Source organism: Sandaracinobacter neustonicus (genome assembly GCF_006385875.1).
Classification (GTDB): Bacteria; Pseudomonadota; Alphaproteobacteria; order Sphingomonadales; family Sphingomonadaceae; genus Sandaracinobacteroides; species Sandaracinobacteroides neustonicus.
This window is the reverse complement of sequence record NZ_VFSU01000022.1, coordinates 23,987-39,929: the sequence shown is the minus strand read 5'-3', so window position 1 is coordinate 39,929 and position 15,943 is coordinate 23,987. Positions and strand designations below refer to the sequence as shown.

Below are 15,943 nucleotides of genomic sequence, written 5' to 3'. Positions count from 1 at the left end.
GGATGGCGGCGGCAGGCGGCGAAGGCAGCGGATTCAAGCTGAACGATACGGCGATGCCCTACCGGCAGGCGCTGGCGCTGCTGGCCACCCTGTTCTTCATGTGGGGCTTCATCACCGTCATCAACAACACGCTGCTGCCACATCTGCGCAGCGTGTTCGACCTGAGCTACACGCAGGCGACGCTGATCGAATCGGCGTGGTTTATCGCCTATTTCTTCGCCTCCATCCCCTCGGCAAAGCTGATCGAGCGGGTCGGCTATCGCCCGGCGCTGGTGATCGGACTGGGGATCATGGCGGTGGGCGCGCTGCTGATGATCCCGGCCGCGCGCATCCCATCCTATCCGTTCACGCTGGTCGCGCTGTTCATCATCGCGTCCGGCATCACCCTGCTGCAGGTGGCCGCCAACCCCTATGTCGCGGTGATCGGCCCGCCGGAAACCTCGTCCTCGCGGCTGAATCTGGTGCAGGCCTTCAACTCCATGGGCACCACTTTCGCGCCGCTGTTCGGCGGCTGGCTGATCCTCTCCCGCAGCACCGGCGGCACCTCCGGCGCAGACCGGGTGCTGACAGACGCCGAACGCCTCGCAGACGCCCGTTCCGTGGAGTTGCCTTACCTGATCGTCGCCGTCGTGCTGATCCTGCTGGCCTTCGTGATCTACCGCTCCCGCCTGCCGGACCTCAGCCGCTCCGACCTCGCGCTGGAAGCCGCCGAGCGCAAGCAACTCTCCTTGTGGAACCACCCCAATCTCATCTGGGGCATCCCCGCCATCTTCATATACCTGATCGCGGAAATCGGCGTCGCCAACCTGTTCATCAACTTCGTCTCGCAACCCGAGATCGGCAACCTCACCCACGCCGAAGCCTCCAACTATCTGTTCCTGCTGTGGGGCGGGATGATGGTGGGCCGCTTCATCGGCTCTTTCCTGATGCGCGCGATCGAACCCGGCCATGTCCTCGCGGCAGCCGCCGCACTCGCCTGCGCCGTCATGCTCGTCACCGTGTTCAGCACCGGCAAAACCGCGATGTGGGCGCTGATCTCTGTGGGCCTGTTTCACTCCATCATGTTCCCCACCATCTTCACGCTGGGCATCCGCGGCCTCGGCCCGCTCACCGAAGAAGCCTCCGGCCTGCTGGTGATGGCCATCGCCGGCGGCGCGCTGGTGGTCGTGCACGGCTGGCTGGCAGACCGCTATGGCCTGCAACCCTCGTTCCTGCTGACAGCGGCCTGCGAAGTGTATGTGTTCTGGTATGCGCTGTGGGGGAGCCGGTTGAAGTCGGAGCGTAAGGCGTAAGGGGGGGTGCCTCCGGCGGGCAGGGAGCCGTGCTCCCTGCACCCACATTACCATGCCACACGGATAAGGCTGTGCTGACGGTTGGTTTTGATTGCCTGCGGCGCTTCTGCAGCGCTTCCCACTCACCTCTCCACACGTCACCCCGGACTTGATCCGGGGTCCAGCTTTCTTGCCCACACGTCGCCGAAGAACAGCTGGACCCCGGATCAAGTCCGGGGTGACGGTCGTGGTTGGTGGGGATGTTGTGAATCAGGCCAACCGGTGACACCCCCTCTCCATCTCTCCCCCTTGCAGGGGGAGAGTGCTTCGTTGCGCCGCAGGCAATCGAATCTGATCACTCACACGGTGTTTGAGTTTTGACACGACGCCAATTTTGAGGGTGCAGGGAAATCATTTCCCTGCCCGCCGGAGGCGCAAACACCCCCCAACTTCACTCAAACGCTGGCACCGTCACCCGTTCCCCCAGCAGGAACGCGTCGGCCACCAGCTGTAGCGGGCGCAGGTCCACCTCGCTTTCGCGGTGGTTCACCAGTTCGGCGAAGCGGCGGTAGAGTGGGGGGTATTCGCCTTCGTTGCCGACTTCCTGCGGCACCTCGTCCAGCGTCAGGCGGGAGCCGCCGTGGGAGAGGAGGAGGGTGTGGCCCTCGAAGCCGATGTGGATGTTCCAGCGGTCGTCTGGTTCCAGCCAGTCGAACAGGCCGTGGGCGTTGGCGGGGATTCCGGGGCCGCTGAAGTCCAGCCGGGCGGCGATGGGGGTCTGGTGGTTGGCAGGCGTCTCCAGCCGGGCGGCGGAGATGGCGAGTTCCACGGGGAGAATCTCGGACAGCAGGGAGAGGCCGTTGATACCGGGATCGAACACGCCGAAGCCGCCGGGTTGCCAGATCCATTGCTGGCCGGGGTGCCATTTGCGGACGTCTTCGCGCCAGTCGATCAGCAGGCTGTCGATGCGCCGCCCGCTGAGCAGGGCTTTGGCGGCGGCAACGGCGGGGCCGAAGCGGCAGTGCCAGCTGGCGAACAGACTGACCCCGGCGGCGCGGGCGGCGGCGGCGATCTGTTCGGCGACGGCCAGCGTGGCGGCGGGCGGCTTTTCCATCAGCACATGCCAGCCAGCGGCCAGCGCCTCGAAGGCGGTTGCGGGGCGTTCGGTGGGGGTGTTGCAGAGCGCGACGGCGTCGATGGGCAGGCCGCTGGCGCTGAGATCGGCGATGGAGGCGAAGGCGGGGACGCCCGGCGGCCCGGCGAGGCGGCGGCTGACGCTGGCGGCGAGGTGGAAATCCGGGTTGGCGCGGATCGCCGGGACATGCTGATCCTCGGCGATCTTGCCATAGCCGATGATGGCGATGGCGATGCTCACAGCCGGTGTTCCGTGCGGAAGGCGGCGACGAAGCGGGCGGCTTCGGCCCCCACCTGCGCTGGGCTGCGGCCGGGGCGATAGAGGCTGGAGCCGATGCCGAAGCCGTTCACCCCGGCGGCGAGCCATGGGGACATGGTTTCGGGGGAAACGCCGCCCACCGCGAGCAGCGGCACGTCGCGCGGGAGCACCGCGCGCAGCGCTTTGGCGACGGCGGGCGAGGCGGCTTCGGCGGGGAAGAGCTTGAGCGCGTCGGCGCCTGCCTCCAGCGCGGCGAAGGCTTCGTTCGCGGTGAAGAAGCCGGGCACGGACCACAGGCCGCGCCGCTTGGTTTCGGCGATGACGGCGGGGTTGCAGTTGGGGGAGACGATCAGCTGCCCGCCCGCCTCGGCGACGGCGGCGACTTCGGCGGGGGTGAGGACGGTGCCCGCGCCGACGCTGGCGCGGCCGTGCAACGCTTTGGCCAGCAGGGCGATGCTGTCGAGCGGGCGCGGCGAGTTCAGCGGCACTTCCACCAGCCGGAAGCCTGCGCCCACCAGCGCTTCGCCCACCGGCAGCGCTTCCTCGGGCGTGAGGCCGCGCAGGATGGCGACGAGCGGCAGATCCCTGAAGGCGTTTTTCATGCCGAAAGCTCCCGGATGCGGCGCATGCCCGCCAGAAAGGCCGCGCCGGATTCATGGGCGATACTGTGCCCGCCCAGCGTGCCGATGGCGGCGGCATACAAGCCCGCCAGCGGTTCTGCCGCAAGGATATGGATGGGGCCGGGCTGCAATCGGGGCGCGACATCGGCCCCGATCAGCAGGCCGGAGGCGAAGGAAGCGGCATCGGCCAGCGGCAGCCGCTTCAGCAGCACGGCGGCGCGCACCTTGAACAGGGAGGCGGAGAGGTCGCGGGCTTCGGCGGCTTCAGCCACGCCCGCGCGGAAGGCCGGGCTGTCTGTGGCGTCAGCGTCCAGCATGCCCGCCAGCACGCCGCCGGATTTCAGCAGCGCGAATAGCTCGCCCGTCATCACCGTGGTGAAGCCGGTGATGCGGCCGGCTTGCAGTTTCGCCCATTTGTTGTGCGTGCCCGGCTGGCAGACCAGCGCGTCTGGCGGCACCAGCCCGGCTTCCACCGCGCCCAGCAGTTGCACCTCCTCGCCGCGCATCACGTCTGCGGTGTCGGCGAGGCCGGGGACGATGGTGAAGCTTTCGCCCGGCACGTGGGTCAGCCGGGCGGCGAGATCGGGCAATCCGGCGGGCAGCGGCTGGTAGGGCGCCTCCACCCAGCCCCGATTGGAGCCGACCATTCCGGCCGCCAGCGCGGGCAGCTGACCCAGTCGGTTGCGCAGCGATGCCAGCTCCGCCAGGAAGCCGCCGGGGGGGATGGCGAGCACGCCGCGATCATCCTCCAGTGTGTCTTGAACGTCGCCCGTGGCGGACATGCGCCACGCCCGCCGCCGGCTGGTTCCCCAGTCGATCGCCAGCCATTCGCCGCCCTTGTTGGCCTTGCCGTTGCCCGTGTCTCCCATGGCGCATTTGTCCTACAAAATTGCGGGGGAGAGGCAAGAGGCGCATGATACATGGTTGAAATACGCCTTAGTTTAGCGCTAACATTTTGCCGGGAGTTGGGGAGAATCGTTCTGAAACCGCTGCATCTGCTGCTGTCTGGCCTGTTGCTGGCTGCCTCTCAGCCAGTGCTGTCGGCCGAGTTGCCGAGGCTGGTTGCGAAGGACGGCCGCCACGCGTTGCTGGTGGATGGCCAGCCCTTCCTGATCCTTGGTGCGCAGGCCAACAACAGCAGCAACTACCCGGATATGCTGCCGAAAGTCTGGCCGATGCTGGACCGCATCCACGCCAACACGCTGGAAATGCCGGTGGCCTGGCAGCAGGTGGAGCCGAAGGAAGGCCAGTTCGATTTCAGCTTCGTGGACGAGCTGCTGAAGCAGGCCCGCGCCAACGACAAGAAGCTGGTGCTGCTGTGGTTTGGCACTTGGAAGAACACCGCGCCCAGCTATGTGCCGGATTGGGTGAAGCTGGATAACGCCCGCTTTCCGCGCGCGAAAAAGCCGGACGGCAGCGATCATTATCTGCACAGCCCGCACGCGCGGACCACGCTGGAGGCGGACAAAAAGGCCTTCGTGGCGCTGATGCAGCATCTGAAAAAGGTGGATGCCGAAAACACAGTGATCCTCGTGCAGCCGCAGAATGAAGTGGGCAGCTATGGCAACCCGCGCGATTACTCGCCGCAGGCCGAGGCGCTGTTCCGCCAGCCCATCCCGCCCGCGCTGGCGAAGGCGACGGGCAAATCCGGGACATGGGCTCAGGCCTTTGGCAAACAGGCGGACCGTGCCTTCAACAGCTGGTATATGGCCCGCTTCATCGACGAGATGGCCGCTGCCGGGAAAGCGGTGAAGCCCATTCCGATGTTCGTGAACGCGGCGCTGCACAGCCCCTTCGGGGAACCTGACCCCTCCAGCGTCTCCTCCGGCGGGCCGCAATGGGACGTCCTGGACATCTGGAAGGCGGCCGCCCCCCACATCGATTTCGCCGCGCCCGATATCTACAGCCGGGAGGAAAAGACGGTGTCGGCCTGGCTGGATGGTTATGCCCGGGCCGATAATGCGCTGTTCGTGCCGGAAATCGGCAATGCGGCGGATTATGCCCGCTTCTTCTGGGCGGTGCTGGGGCGCGGCGGCATCGGCTTCGCCCCGTTCGGCATGGATGCCACCGACTTCTACAATTATCCGCTGGGCGCGAAGCGGCTGGACGAGGAAACGCTGGACGCGTTTGCCGACAAGTTCGCCCTGTTCAGCCGCATCGGTCAGGACTGGGCGCGGATCGCTTATGCCCACCCCACATGGGGCGTCGCCCGCCCGGATGATGGCAGCAGCCGCACCACGCAGATGGGCGACTGGAAGATCGAGGCCAGCTTCGAACAATGGCAGTTCGGCCACAAGGACTGGACATGGATGAAGCGCGACCCCGTGCCATGGGCCGGAAAGCCGGTGGGCGGCGCGGCCGTGGCGCAGATCGCGCCCAACCAGTTCCTTGTCGCGGGTGATCATGTCCGCGTCACCTTCTCTCCGGGGCCGAATGTGAAAAACGGCCTGATGCTGAAGGTGGAGGAAGGCCGGTTTCAGGATGGCCAATGGGTCACAAGCCGCGTGTGGAATGGCGATCAGGTCGATTACGGGCTGACGTTCAATGAAAAACCCGCCCTGTTGCGGGTGACGATGGGGAGTTACAAATGAAGAAGACCGTCGCGCTGATCGCGCTGTTGCTGGCAGGCACCGCACAGGCCGCAAGCTGGACCCGCACGTCGAACGGCGTCACCGTCACGCCCGATTCCGGTGCCGCGAAAACGGTGACCGTCAGCGTCTATGGCGATGGAATCCTGCATGTGGTGGCGACGCCCGCTCAGGCGACGGTGGCGCGCGAGGGCAGTTTGATGGTGCCCGCGCCGCCCGCCGCCACGAAGTGGAGCGCGCGCGAAACCGGCGGCAAGCTGCGGCTGGAAACCACGCGCGACACCGCCGAGATCGACCTGAAGACGGGGCATATCCGCTTCCTTGCGGCAGATGGCAGCGTGCGGCTGGGGCAATCCGTCGACCCGGCGTTTGCGCCCGTCAGCGTGGACGGCAAACCCTATGTCTCCGTCTCCGCGCAGTTCAACCGGGGCACGGACGAAGCGGTTTACGGGTTGGGCCAGCACCAGCAGGGCGTGATGAACCAGCTGGGCGAGGATGTGGAACTCGCCCAGCACAATATGGAAATCGCCATCCCCTTCATCGTTTCCACGAAGAATTACGGCCTGTTGTGGGACAATGACGGGATCAGCCGCTTCGGCCGCCCGGCCGCCTATCCGCTGCTGGGTTCGGGCACACAGGTGACGTCGAACGGCAAGCCGGGCTTCACCGCGCGCTATTATCTGGGCGACCGGCTGGCGGTGGAGCGGCAGGAAGCCACCATCAACTACCAGTTTATCCGCGATCAGAAGAACTGGCCGGAAGCCGCCAAGGCGCAAACCACCGCCGCCACCAGCGGGCAGAACACGGCGGGCAATGCGGTGGAAACGCAGCGGGTGGTCTGGTCCGGCGAGTTCACCCCCACGGCCGCCGGGCTGCACCGCTTCCAGCTCTATGGCTCCAGCTATTACAAGCTCTATGTGAACGATCAGCTGGTGCTGGACCGCTGGCGGCAGAACTGGAACCCGTGGTTCGCCAACGCCGACGTGGAACTGCCGGCCGGCAAGCCCGTGAAAATCCGCCTCGAATGGGAACCCAACGCCGGTTACATGGCGCTGTTCCACGCCGATCCTGAGGCAGAGGCCGACCGCAACTCCATCCGCTTCACCTCTGACGTGGGGCGTGCGGTGGATTATTGGTATGTGCCCGGCCGCGACATGGACGATGTGATCGCCGGGCTTCGCCACCTGACCGGCAAGTCGGAAATGATGCCCAAATGGAGCTATGGCTTCTGGCAATCGCGCCAGCGTTACAACACGCAGGACGAACTGCTGGGCGTGGTGCGCGAATATCGGCGGCTGAACATCCCGCTGGATGCCATCGTGCAGGACTGGTTCTATTGGCGCGAGGATGATTGGGGCAGCCACCGCTTCGATCCCAAGCGCTTCCCCGATCCGCAGGCGATGGTGGATGAAGTGCATGCGGCGAACGCCCGCATCATGATCTCCGTCTGGCCGAAATTCTACCCGACGACAGACACTTACAAGGAGCTGGCGGCGAAGGGCCACGTCTACAAGGGCAATCTTGAGATGGGCAACAAGGACTGGGTCGGCCCCGGTTATCTGAACACCGATTATGATCCCTATTCCGCCGAGGCCCGCGCCATCTACTGGCGGCAGATCAAGGAGCGGCTGGCGACCTATGGCTTCGACGCTTGGTGGCTGGATGCCACCGAGCCGGACATGCACTCCAACCTCTCCATCGAGGAACGGATTCTGACGATGGGGCCGACGGCGCGCGGCCCCGGCGCGGAATTCTTCAACAGCTTCCCGCTGGTCCACGCCGAGGGCGTGCAGAAGGGCTGGCGCGAGCTGAAGCCCGATGTGCGGCCCTTCATCCTCACCCGCTCCGGCTTTGGCGGCATCCAGCGCACCAATTCCGCGCTGTGGTCAGGCGATGTCGCCAGCCGCTGGTTCGATCTGGGCGCGCAGATTTCGGCGGGGGTGAACCTCTCGCTGTCGGGCGTGCCGAACTGGACGCATGACATCGGCGGCTTCGCGCTGGAAGACCGCTTCCTGAACGCCAAACCCGGATCGGAAGATCTGGCCGAATGGCAGGAACTGAACCTTCGCTGGTTCCAGTTCGGGGCCTTCACCCCGCTGTTCCGCAGCCATGGCGAGCCGCCGCACCGGGAAATCTTCGAAATCTCCCCCGAAGGCTCGCCGATGCGCGCCTCCATGGTCTGGTTCACGGAATTGCGCTATCGGCTGCTGCCGTGGGTCTACAGCCTCGCAGGCGCGACCTATTGGCAGGATGGCAGCATGATGCGCGCCATCGCCATGGATTTCCCGAACGACCTGAAGGCGCGCGAGGTGACGGACCAGTATCTGCTGGGCCGCGATTTCCTCGTCGCCCCCGTCACCAGCTACAAAGCGCGCACCCGCGACGTCTGGCTGCCGGGCACGGTGCGCTGGGCGGATTTCTACACCGGCCAGCGCGTGGCAGGCGGGCAGTCCGTCAACGCCGCCGCCCCGTTCGAACGCATGCCGCTATTCGTGCGCGAAGGCGCGATCATCCCCATGGGTCCGGTGCGCCAGCATGTGAACGACAAGCCCGGCGCGCCGATCACCCTGCATGTCTATACCGGCGCGGACGGCCAGTTCGCCTTATATGACGACGACGGCAGCAGCGAGGCCTTCCGCAAGGGGGCCTACAGCCGCATCGCCATCCGCTATGATGATCGCAGCGGCACGCTCACGCTGGCCCCGCGCGAAGGCAAGGGCTGGAAGGGCATGCCCGCCAGCCAGACCATCAACATCCGCTGGGAAACGCCGGGCCGCGCGCTCGATCTGGACGGCGCTGCCGACAGCAGCATCAGCTACACCGGTCGCGCCATCACGGTGAAACGCCGCTGAGGCAATTGACTTCGCGCAATGCGGGCGGCCACATCCGCCCGCATTGTGGGAAGTGCAATACCATCAGGAGCATCGCATGAAGGGCTATGTCGACAATATCGAGCAGGTGACCGAGGAGAATGGCGACTTCCGCCGCGTGCTCTACACCGGCAGCCGCCTGCAACTTGTCGCCATGTCGCTGCTTCCGGGCGAGGAAATCGGCGAGGAAGTGCATGACGACGGCGACCAGTTCTTCCGCTTCGAAACCGGCACCGGCGAAGTGCTGATCGACGGCACATGGAGCAAGGTCGGCCCGCATTTCGGCGTGGTGGTGCCCGGCGGCGCGGCGCACAATGTGCGCAACACCGGCAGCACGCCGCTGAAATTCTACACCATTTATGGCCCGCCGGAACATGTGGACGGCACCATCCACAAGACCGCCGCCGAAGCCCATGCCGCGCATGAACATTGGGACGGCAAGACGACCGAGTAACCGCCGGGCAGCGCGGAATCAGACAAAAGTGTCGGATTTATACAAGGCCGCATGGTGAATCTGCGTTAGTTATAACCAGACAGCGGAGTCGGAACCGTCTGCACGGGTCTGCCTGCCTGTCGGGGCAAACGGGAGCAGATCATCATGCGAATTCTAACCGGCCTTTTGCTGGGCTGCGCGAGCTTTGTCGCGCTTTCATCAACACCAGCCAGCGCCGCCACATGCTTTGGCAATTGCGGCGAAACCAACATCAACGGCGGCCAGACCGGCTCGGTCGGCGTGCCACCACTGCAGGGCGACAACGTCTACTATTGGGTATCCACCAATGGCGGCTCCACCGGCGGCGGCACGCTTCCGGGGCAGGAAAGCGGCTCCACCAACGGCTCGCGCCTTGTGTCGGACTCCTTCTATGCCGCCGCCGGTCAGAAAGTTTCCTATTATTTCAATTATATCACCAGCGATGGCGCGGGCTATGCCGACTATAGCTGGTCTCAGCTGCGCGATGTGAACGACAGCAGCAACGTCACGAACCTGTTCACCGCGCGCACCAAGCCCAGCGGCACCATCGTGCCGGGCCTCGACCTGCCGGATGTGGAAGCAACGCTGTCCCCGGCAACCGTGCTGATCAAGCCCGGCACCACCTTCGCGCCGCTCGGCGACTCGTCTGGCGCGTGCTGGAGCGCAGGCTGTGGCAACACCGGCTGGATCTATTCCGAATATACTATCCAGACCTCGGGCACCTATGAACTGGTGTTTGGCGTCTCCAACTGGGACGACACGGCCTTTGACAGCGCTTTGGCCTTCGACGGCCTGCTCATTGGCGGGATCGTCATCGGTGACGGCAGTAGCCCCACCAACCCGCTGGCACCAACCGACCTGCAGCCGGACGGCAGCTTCGTCTTCTCGTTCGAAGTGACGCAACCGGAACAGCCAGTGTTCATCGATCCCTATGTCGCCGTCGGCTATGAGTATGAAGTGATCGATGGAAGCCTCGCCTTCAGCCAGGCCTGGTTCGGCGATGTCGGTGACCCGGACGGTTACCAGATCTGGGGCTGGGACGGCGCAGACTACTACTTCCTCACCGATATCACCGCCGAAACCTGGTATGCATTCGCGTCGCCGGTGACGAAGTTCAAGCTGCTGGGGATCGATTCCGATCTCGGCCTTGATCCGGAAGATCCGAACGCCTTCGTCAGCGGCTTCATCTACAACGGCACCGGCAAGGTGGACGTCAGCATGAAGCCGATCACCGAATGGGTCGAAGGCGGCGGCGGCGGGGTAGTGCCCGAACCCGCAACCTGGGCGATGATGATCCTGGGCTTCGGCGCAGTGGGCCTCGCCGCCCGCCGTCGTCGCAGCCACAGCGTCACGGCCTGATTGGTCCGGAGGTTTAAATGAAGGGGCTCTGCCCCTTCACCCCGGCAGGGGCGTGACGCCCCTGCACCCCCTGACTTTTTAGCCCCTCCTCTTCAGGGGGAGGGGTTGGGGTGGGGGCCATCCGCTTGGCGCGAGGTTGGGGGTTTGATTGCCTGCGGCGCTTCAGGAGCGTGCTCCACCCACCCCTCCCCACGTCACTCCGGATCAAGTCCGGGGTGACGGGTGTGGTTGTGAGAATGGTAGTGGATCAAGCCAACCGCTGACACCCCCTCTCCATCTCTCCCCCTTACAGGGGGAGAGAGCCGTATTGCGCCGCAGGCAATGGAATCTGATCACCCACACAGCGTTGGAGTTAGGCCGCAACACCAACTTAGAGGGTGCAGGGAAATCATTTCCCTGCCCGCCGGAGGCAAAAAAAGCCGGGGAGGGGAGGCGGGTTCCAAGGGCAGACCCGCTGGTGTTACAACCTCTCCAACCTCTTCAACCTCACTTCGCCGCCACCGGCCCCGCGATCGGGAATTTCCCGAATGCAGCCGTCACGGCGGCGTCCAGCGCCGCGGTCACATTCTGCTGATCCTTGTCTGTTACGCTTTTGGTGACGGTGCCTTCCCAGATCATCTGTTTCCGCGCGGCGTCCACCACGTCGATGGTCAGCGTGCCCTCGCGATACTGGCTCACTTCGGTGCGGTCTGCGTAGAGCGGCCACGGGTTGTAGAAGCCGCGCCGATATCCGTAATAGCCATAGCCGGGCGGCAGCGGCTCGGGCACCGTCGTCACCCGCATCTTGTCGTTCAGCTGGGCGTTGAAATTCACCAGCAGTTGCGGGCTGGCCGGATCATAGCGCAGGCCGCGCGCTTCCATTTCGCGCCGGGTGGAGGCGATCAGCTGTTGCGAGACGACGGATTGATAGCCTGACCGATCCGTGCCCAGCGGGCTGACGAAGCCGAATGTCTGATATTGGCTGAAGTTCGCGGACGGGTCTGACAGCGCCTTTACGTCCGGCCCGCTGGAACAGGCCGCCAGCGCCAGGAGCGGCGCGGCGAGCAACGCCATCCCGATCATCCGTTTCGTCATCTAAGTCTCCCGGTTCCCAAGGTTTGAGCGGTTCCCTGAATAGCGACAAATCCGCCAGACCGATTGTGCAATTTGCGCCAATCTCTCTTGACTGCCAAGCTATTGAGGGCGCTACTGTTCAGACAGCTTATCAAAGGCGTGTAAGGGAAGCCATGGCCGATCAGCCGGAAGGGCAGCTGGTGTCAGACGCGCATGGTCCGGGGGCGGCTTCCAGCCATCGCGGCCGCAACCTGTTGCTTGCGTTGGTGGGCGGCGCGTTGCTGCTTCTGCTGGCCTATTGGGCGGCCGGGCGCTTCCTTGCGCCCCGGCTGATCGAGGATCAGGCCAAGGCCTGGACGAAGGAGAAGCTGGGTCTCGATCTCGCGCTGGGCGAGGTGAAGGTCGATCCGTTCGGCTTCAAGGTCACGCTGTCGGGCATTGCGATTCCGGCGGCCCAGCCGATGGTTTCCGTTGAGCGGCTGCATCTGGATTTCGATATTCGGTCTGTTTTCGCGGACAGTTACCGGTTCGACCTTGTGGAGGTGGATGCCCCGCGCCTGAACGCGGTGATCGGCGCGGATGGCAAGCTGAACCTGCTGAAGCTGGTGCCGCCGCCCAGCCCAGATCCGATGCCGGCGGTGCTGATCAGCGAGCTGAAGGTGGCGGGCGGCCGCGCCGATTTCGCGGATCTGTCCAAGCCGAACAAGCCGGAGGCGCATCTGGCCCCCGTCGCCTTCAGCATCCAGAACCTGCACACCACCCGCGATGAAGGCGGCGGCTTCCGCCTTGCCGCCACCTCGGACAAGGGCGAGGTTTTCCTGCTGAAGGGCACGGCCTCCATGGCCCCCATTCATTCGCACGGCGGGCTGGTGATCCGCAGCCTGAAGGCGGAAAGCATTCAGGATTTCTTCGGCCAGCAGCTGCCGCTGGGGCTGAGCAAGGGGCTGGTCGATCTCGACCTCGCCTATGCGGTGAAATATGGCGATGACGGGCTGACGGCGGCGGCCGAACTGCCGACGCTGGGCGTGCGCGGGCTGGATGTTGCGGGCAATCCGAAGCTGCTGAACGCCGATCTCAGCCTTGGTTCCGTCCGCCTCGCCAACATCCGGGCGGATGCGCGGATGCCGGCGGGGGGCGAACTGGCGAGCAGCGCCAGCGTTGGTGGAATCGCCCTGAAGGACATCGCGCTGACAGGCACGGGCGCGGCCGCCGGGCAGAAGCTGGCGCTGAAATCGGCCGATATCGAGCGTGTCTCCATGGACCCGGCCACGTCCGCCATCTCAATCGGCGCGCTGCGCCTGTCCGGTCTCGACACCAGCGTCACCCGCGATGCGAAGGGCGGCATTTCGCTGATGAAACTGGTTCCCGCCAGCACATCACCGGCCAGTGACAAGCCTGCCGCTCCCATGCCGCTGGTGGGCGAATTCTCTTTGTCGGATGCGCGCATCCACTTCGTCGATCAGGCCGTGCGCCCCGCCGCCAGCTGGACGGTCACACCACTCACCGTCACCGCGCGCGGCGAAACGGCGGGCGGGCCGCTGAAACTCACGGTGGATGGCCGACTGAACGGCAGCACCCCCTTCGCCCTTGCCGGGGACGTGAACCCCGCGACCCCCAGCGCCGACCTGAAAGTGCGCCTCGCCAATTTCCCGGTGAAGGCCGTGGTGCCCTACACAGTGGATTTCCCCCGGCTGGAGATCGTCTCCGGCACTGCCTCGGCAGACGGCCGCCTGCGCTATGGCCCGAAGCTTGCCAGCTATTCCGGCGCGGCCTCGGTGGACAATCTGAAACTGGTGGAAACCTATCAGGGCAGCGATCTCGTCAGCTGGAAGCGGCTCGCGCTCTCCGGCATCGAGGCGACGCCCGCGCGTGCCACGGTGGATCGGGTGCGGGTCAGCCAGCCCTATGGCGCGGTGATCATCCTGCAGGACGGCACTGTGAACTTCCAGCGGCTCGTCACCATGAATCCGCAGCCGGTCGTCACCCCGGCGGCAGACGCCGGGCCGCCGCCCAAGCTGACCCGCGCCCAGCGCCGTGAGCAGGAAAAACAGGCTGCAGCCGAAAAGGCCGCAACCTCGGCGAAAGCCCGCGCCGCGCTCGTCGCCCCCATCCGCGAGCCGGACATTCCAGTGCTGGTGCGCCGCATCGACGTGGAAGGCGGCACGATGAACTTCGCGGACCATTCGCTGCGCCCCAATTTCGCGGCGAAGGTGCAGGGCATCAACGGCGCGATCCTGAATGTCAGCAACAGCCCGCGCGGTGTCGCGAAGATGAAGCTGAACGGCTATGTGATCGACAAATTCTCCCCCGTGACCATCGCGGGCGAACTCACGCCGCTGCAATATGATCGGCGGACCCATGTGGACATGGCCTTCCGCAACATCGAACTGCCGGTGTTCAACCCCTATTCCGGGCGCTGGGCGGGCTATTCCATCGCCAAGGGCAAGCTCACCACCGAACTCAGCTACGCGATCGACAACCGCGCGCTGGACGCGAAACACCATATCATCATCGACCAGCTGGAATGGGGCGACGCCACCGACAGCAAGGAAAAGGTCTCGATGCCGATCAAGTTCGCGACCTCGCTGCTGAAAGACAAGAATGGCGTGATCGACCTCGACGTGCCCGTTACCGGCTCGCTGGACGATCCCAGCTTCAAGCTGGGGCCGATCATCTGGAAAGTGATCGGAAACCTGTTCGAAAAGGTGCTGACCGCGCCGTTCCGCGCGCTGGGCGATCTGTTCGGCGGCAAAGAGGATGTGCAGTTCGTCGATTTCGCCCCCGGCTCCGCCGCCGTGCCGGACGAGGCGAAAACCAACCTCTCCGGCATTGCCAAGGGGCTGGCGGACAAGCCCGAACTCAGGCTGGATATCCCGGCCGCGCCGGGCCTGAAGCTGGATGCGCTGGGCCTTGCCGACCAGAAGATCGCCACCGCCGCCATGGCGAAGGAAGTAAAGAAGGGGCAACCGGCCGATCTCGGCAGCCTCGAACTCGCCACCCGGCTGGACCGGCTGCAAGACCTGTACAAGGCCCGCTTCAAAACCGGGCCGAAATATCCCGAAGGCCCGAAAGACGAGCCGAAGGACGACCGCCGCACCCGCGAGATCGAATGGCTGACCGCCGAACTGCGCAACAGCTATGCCCCCACCCCCGACGAACTGGCCGCACTGGGCAAAGCCCGCGCCGAAGCCGTCCGCGTCGCCCTGCTGGAAGGCGGCGCGCAGGTCGATCCGGCGCGGCTGTTCATCTCCACCCGCGATGCCGCCACCGAAAAAGACGGCAAGGTGCGGATGGAGCTGAAGCTTGAGGGGAGTTGAGGGGCGGATGGGTTGTGTGTTGAGGGCATGAGCGTTTGAAACGAAGGGGCTCTGCCCCTTCACCCCGGCAGGGGCGTGACGCCCCTGCACCCCCGGACTTTTTCTGAGCCCCTCCCGTTGACGCTTCGCGTCAGCTTCGCTTCGAGGGGAGGGGTTGGGGTGGGGGCCATCCGCTGCGCGCGAGGTTGGGATTTATAGCCTGCGGCGCTTTGGAGCGTATCCCACCCACCTCTCCACCCGTCACCCCGGACTTGATCCGGGGTCCAGCTTTCATCTCCAACCTTGCCGAAGAACAACTGGACCCCGGATCAAGTCCGGGGTGACGGGTGTGGGTGTGGGGAGGGTAGTGGGTTTCTCACGGGCCTTCGACAAGCTCAGGCTGAGCGGGTGGGGAGGTTGGGAGAGGGTGGGGAGGATGGTGGATCAGTTCCGGCGTTGCTCCCCTCTCTCCACCTCTCTCCCCAGCGGGGAGAGAGAGTCTCCGTAGCGCCGCAGGCAATCGAATCTGATCACACGCACGAAGCTGGAGTTCAGGTGCAACGCCAATATTGAGGGTGCAGGGAAATCATTTCCCTGCCCGCCGGAGGCAAAAAAACCGCTGAGGCCGGGCTCCCCACAACCGCGCGCAGCACAAAACCCCGCGTCAGTGGTGACCGCCCCTCCCCGTCACCCGAACGTCCGCCCCAGATAGGCGACGATGGCCTTCGCGTCGTCGGGTGGAATCTCCGCGCCGTGGGTGTCGATCATTTTGGCGACGCTGCCGGCCCAGAAGGCGGTGCCTTTGCCGCGGGGTTGTTTGGTGATGAAGTCCAGTCCGTGGCAGCTGGTGCAGTGGGTTTCCACCAGTTTCAGCCCCGGCCCGGGTGGCAGGGTGACAGGGGTTTGGGCGTGTGCGGCCGCTGTTGCCAGTGCGGTGGCGATCAGCAGCAGCGGCAGTCCCGGCGACCAGTTCATGCAGTTTGCATCCTTTTAACTTGCGCGGCCCTGTTTAGCGTGGCGC

10 protein-coding genes and 2 pseudogenes are annotated in these 15,943 nt (G+C 65.1%); 7 read left to right on the top strand and 5 right to left on the bottom strand.

Annotated features, from left to right (window positions below):
• Positions 1-2: 2 nt before the first annotated feature.
• Entirely contained in the window at positions 3-1,292 is a 1,290-nt protein-coding gene (locus tag FJQ54_RS08260) for a sugar MFS transporter (RefSeq protein WP_181160051.1), read from the top strand.
• A gap of 430 nt (positions 1,293-1,722) precedes the next feature.
• On the opposite strand, the gene FJQ54_RS08255 is transcribed toward FJQ54_RS08260, so the two are convergent.
• From FJQ54_RS08255 to FJQ54_RS08245, 3 genes are read right to left on the bottom strand one after another with little or no spacing between them, the layout of a single operon-like run.
• Positions 1,723-2,646, bottom strand: a complete 924-nt coding sequence (locus tag FJQ54_RS08255) for a Gfo/Idh/MocA family protein (RefSeq protein WP_140927944.1) — start codon at positions 2,644-2,646, stop codon at positions 1,723-1,725.
• Positions 2,643-3,266, bottom strand: a complete 624-nt coding sequence (locus FJQ54_RS08250) for a 2-dehydro-3-deoxy-6-phosphogalactonate aldolase (RefSeq protein ID WP_140927943.1) — start codon at positions 3,264-3,266, stop codon at positions 2,643-2,645. The genes FJQ54_RS08255 and FJQ54_RS08250 overlap by 4 nt, the downstream gene beginning before the upstream one ends.
• The gene (locus FJQ54_RS08245) at positions 3,263-4,153 is read right to left on the bottom strand and encodes a 2-dehydro-3-deoxygalactonokinase (protein ID WP_140927942.1); all 891 of its coding nucleotides are present in this window, start codon (positions 4,151-4,153) and stop codon (positions 3,263-3,265) included. The genes FJQ54_RS08250 and FJQ54_RS08245 overlap by 4 nt, the downstream gene beginning before the upstream one ends.
• Positions 4,154-4,204: 51 nt before the next feature.
• Between FJQ54_RS08245 and FJQ54_RS08240 the strand changes: the two genes are divergently transcribed.
• From FJQ54_RS08240 to FJQ54_RS18090, 5 genes and pseudogenes are all read left to right on the top strand, one after another.
• Positions 4,205-5,875 carry a DUF5597 domain-containing protein gene (locus FJQ54_RS08240; protein ID WP_181160050.1) on the top strand — a complete coding sequence of 557 codons (1,671 nt, stop codon included), beginning with the start codon at positions 4,205-4,207 and terminating at the stop codon, positions 5,873-5,875.
• A complete protein-coding gene (locus FJQ54_RS08235) occupies positions 5,872-8,724 on the top strand; it encodes a TIM-barrel domain-containing protein (RefSeq protein WP_140927941.1) in 2,853 nt (950 codons plus the stop codon). The genes FJQ54_RS08240 and FJQ54_RS08235 overlap by 4 nt, the downstream gene beginning before the upstream one ends.
• Positions 8,725-8,800: 76 nt before the next feature.
• A complete protein-coding gene (locus FJQ54_RS08230) occupies positions 8,801-9,196 on the top strand; it encodes a cupin domain-containing protein (RefSeq protein WP_140927940.1) in 396 nt (131 codons plus the stop codon).
• 144 nt (positions 9,197-9,340) lie between these two features.
• A pseudogene (locus FJQ54_RS18095) lies at positions 9,341-10,003 on the top strand (NF038132 family protein); the annotation flags it as partial.
• A gap of 465 nt (positions 10,004-10,468) precedes the next feature.
• Positions 10,469-10,573, top strand: a pseudogene (locus FJQ54_RS18090) (PEPxxWA-CTERM sorting domain-containing protein); the annotation flags it as partial.
• 486 nt (positions 10,574-11,059) lie between these two features.
• On the opposite strand, the gene FJQ54_RS08220 reads toward FJQ54_RS18090, so the two are convergent.
• Positions 11,060-11,647: a DUF4136 domain-containing protein gene (locus FJQ54_RS08220; RefSeq protein ID WP_140927938.1), complete on the bottom strand. Its 588-nt coding sequence runs from the start codon at positions 11,645-11,647 to the stop codon at positions 11,060-11,062.
• Positions 11,648-11,799: 152 nt separating this feature from the next.
• Between FJQ54_RS08220 and FJQ54_RS08215 the strand changes: the two genes are divergently transcribed.
• The gene (locus FJQ54_RS08215) at positions 11,800-14,943 is read left to right on the top strand and encodes a DUF748 domain-containing protein (RefSeq protein WP_140927937.1); all 3,144 of its coding nucleotides are present in this window, start codon (positions 11,800-11,802) and stop codon (positions 14,941-14,943) included.
• 666 nt (positions 14,944-15,609) lie between these two features.
• On the opposite strand, the gene FJQ54_RS08210 is transcribed toward FJQ54_RS08215, so the two are convergent.
• Positions 15,610-15,897, bottom strand: a complete 288-nt coding sequence (locus FJQ54_RS08210) for a cytochrome C (RefSeq protein WP_140927936.1) — start codon at positions 15,895-15,897, stop codon at positions 15,610-15,612.
• Between the last annotated feature and the right edge of the window lie 46 nt (positions 15,898-15,943).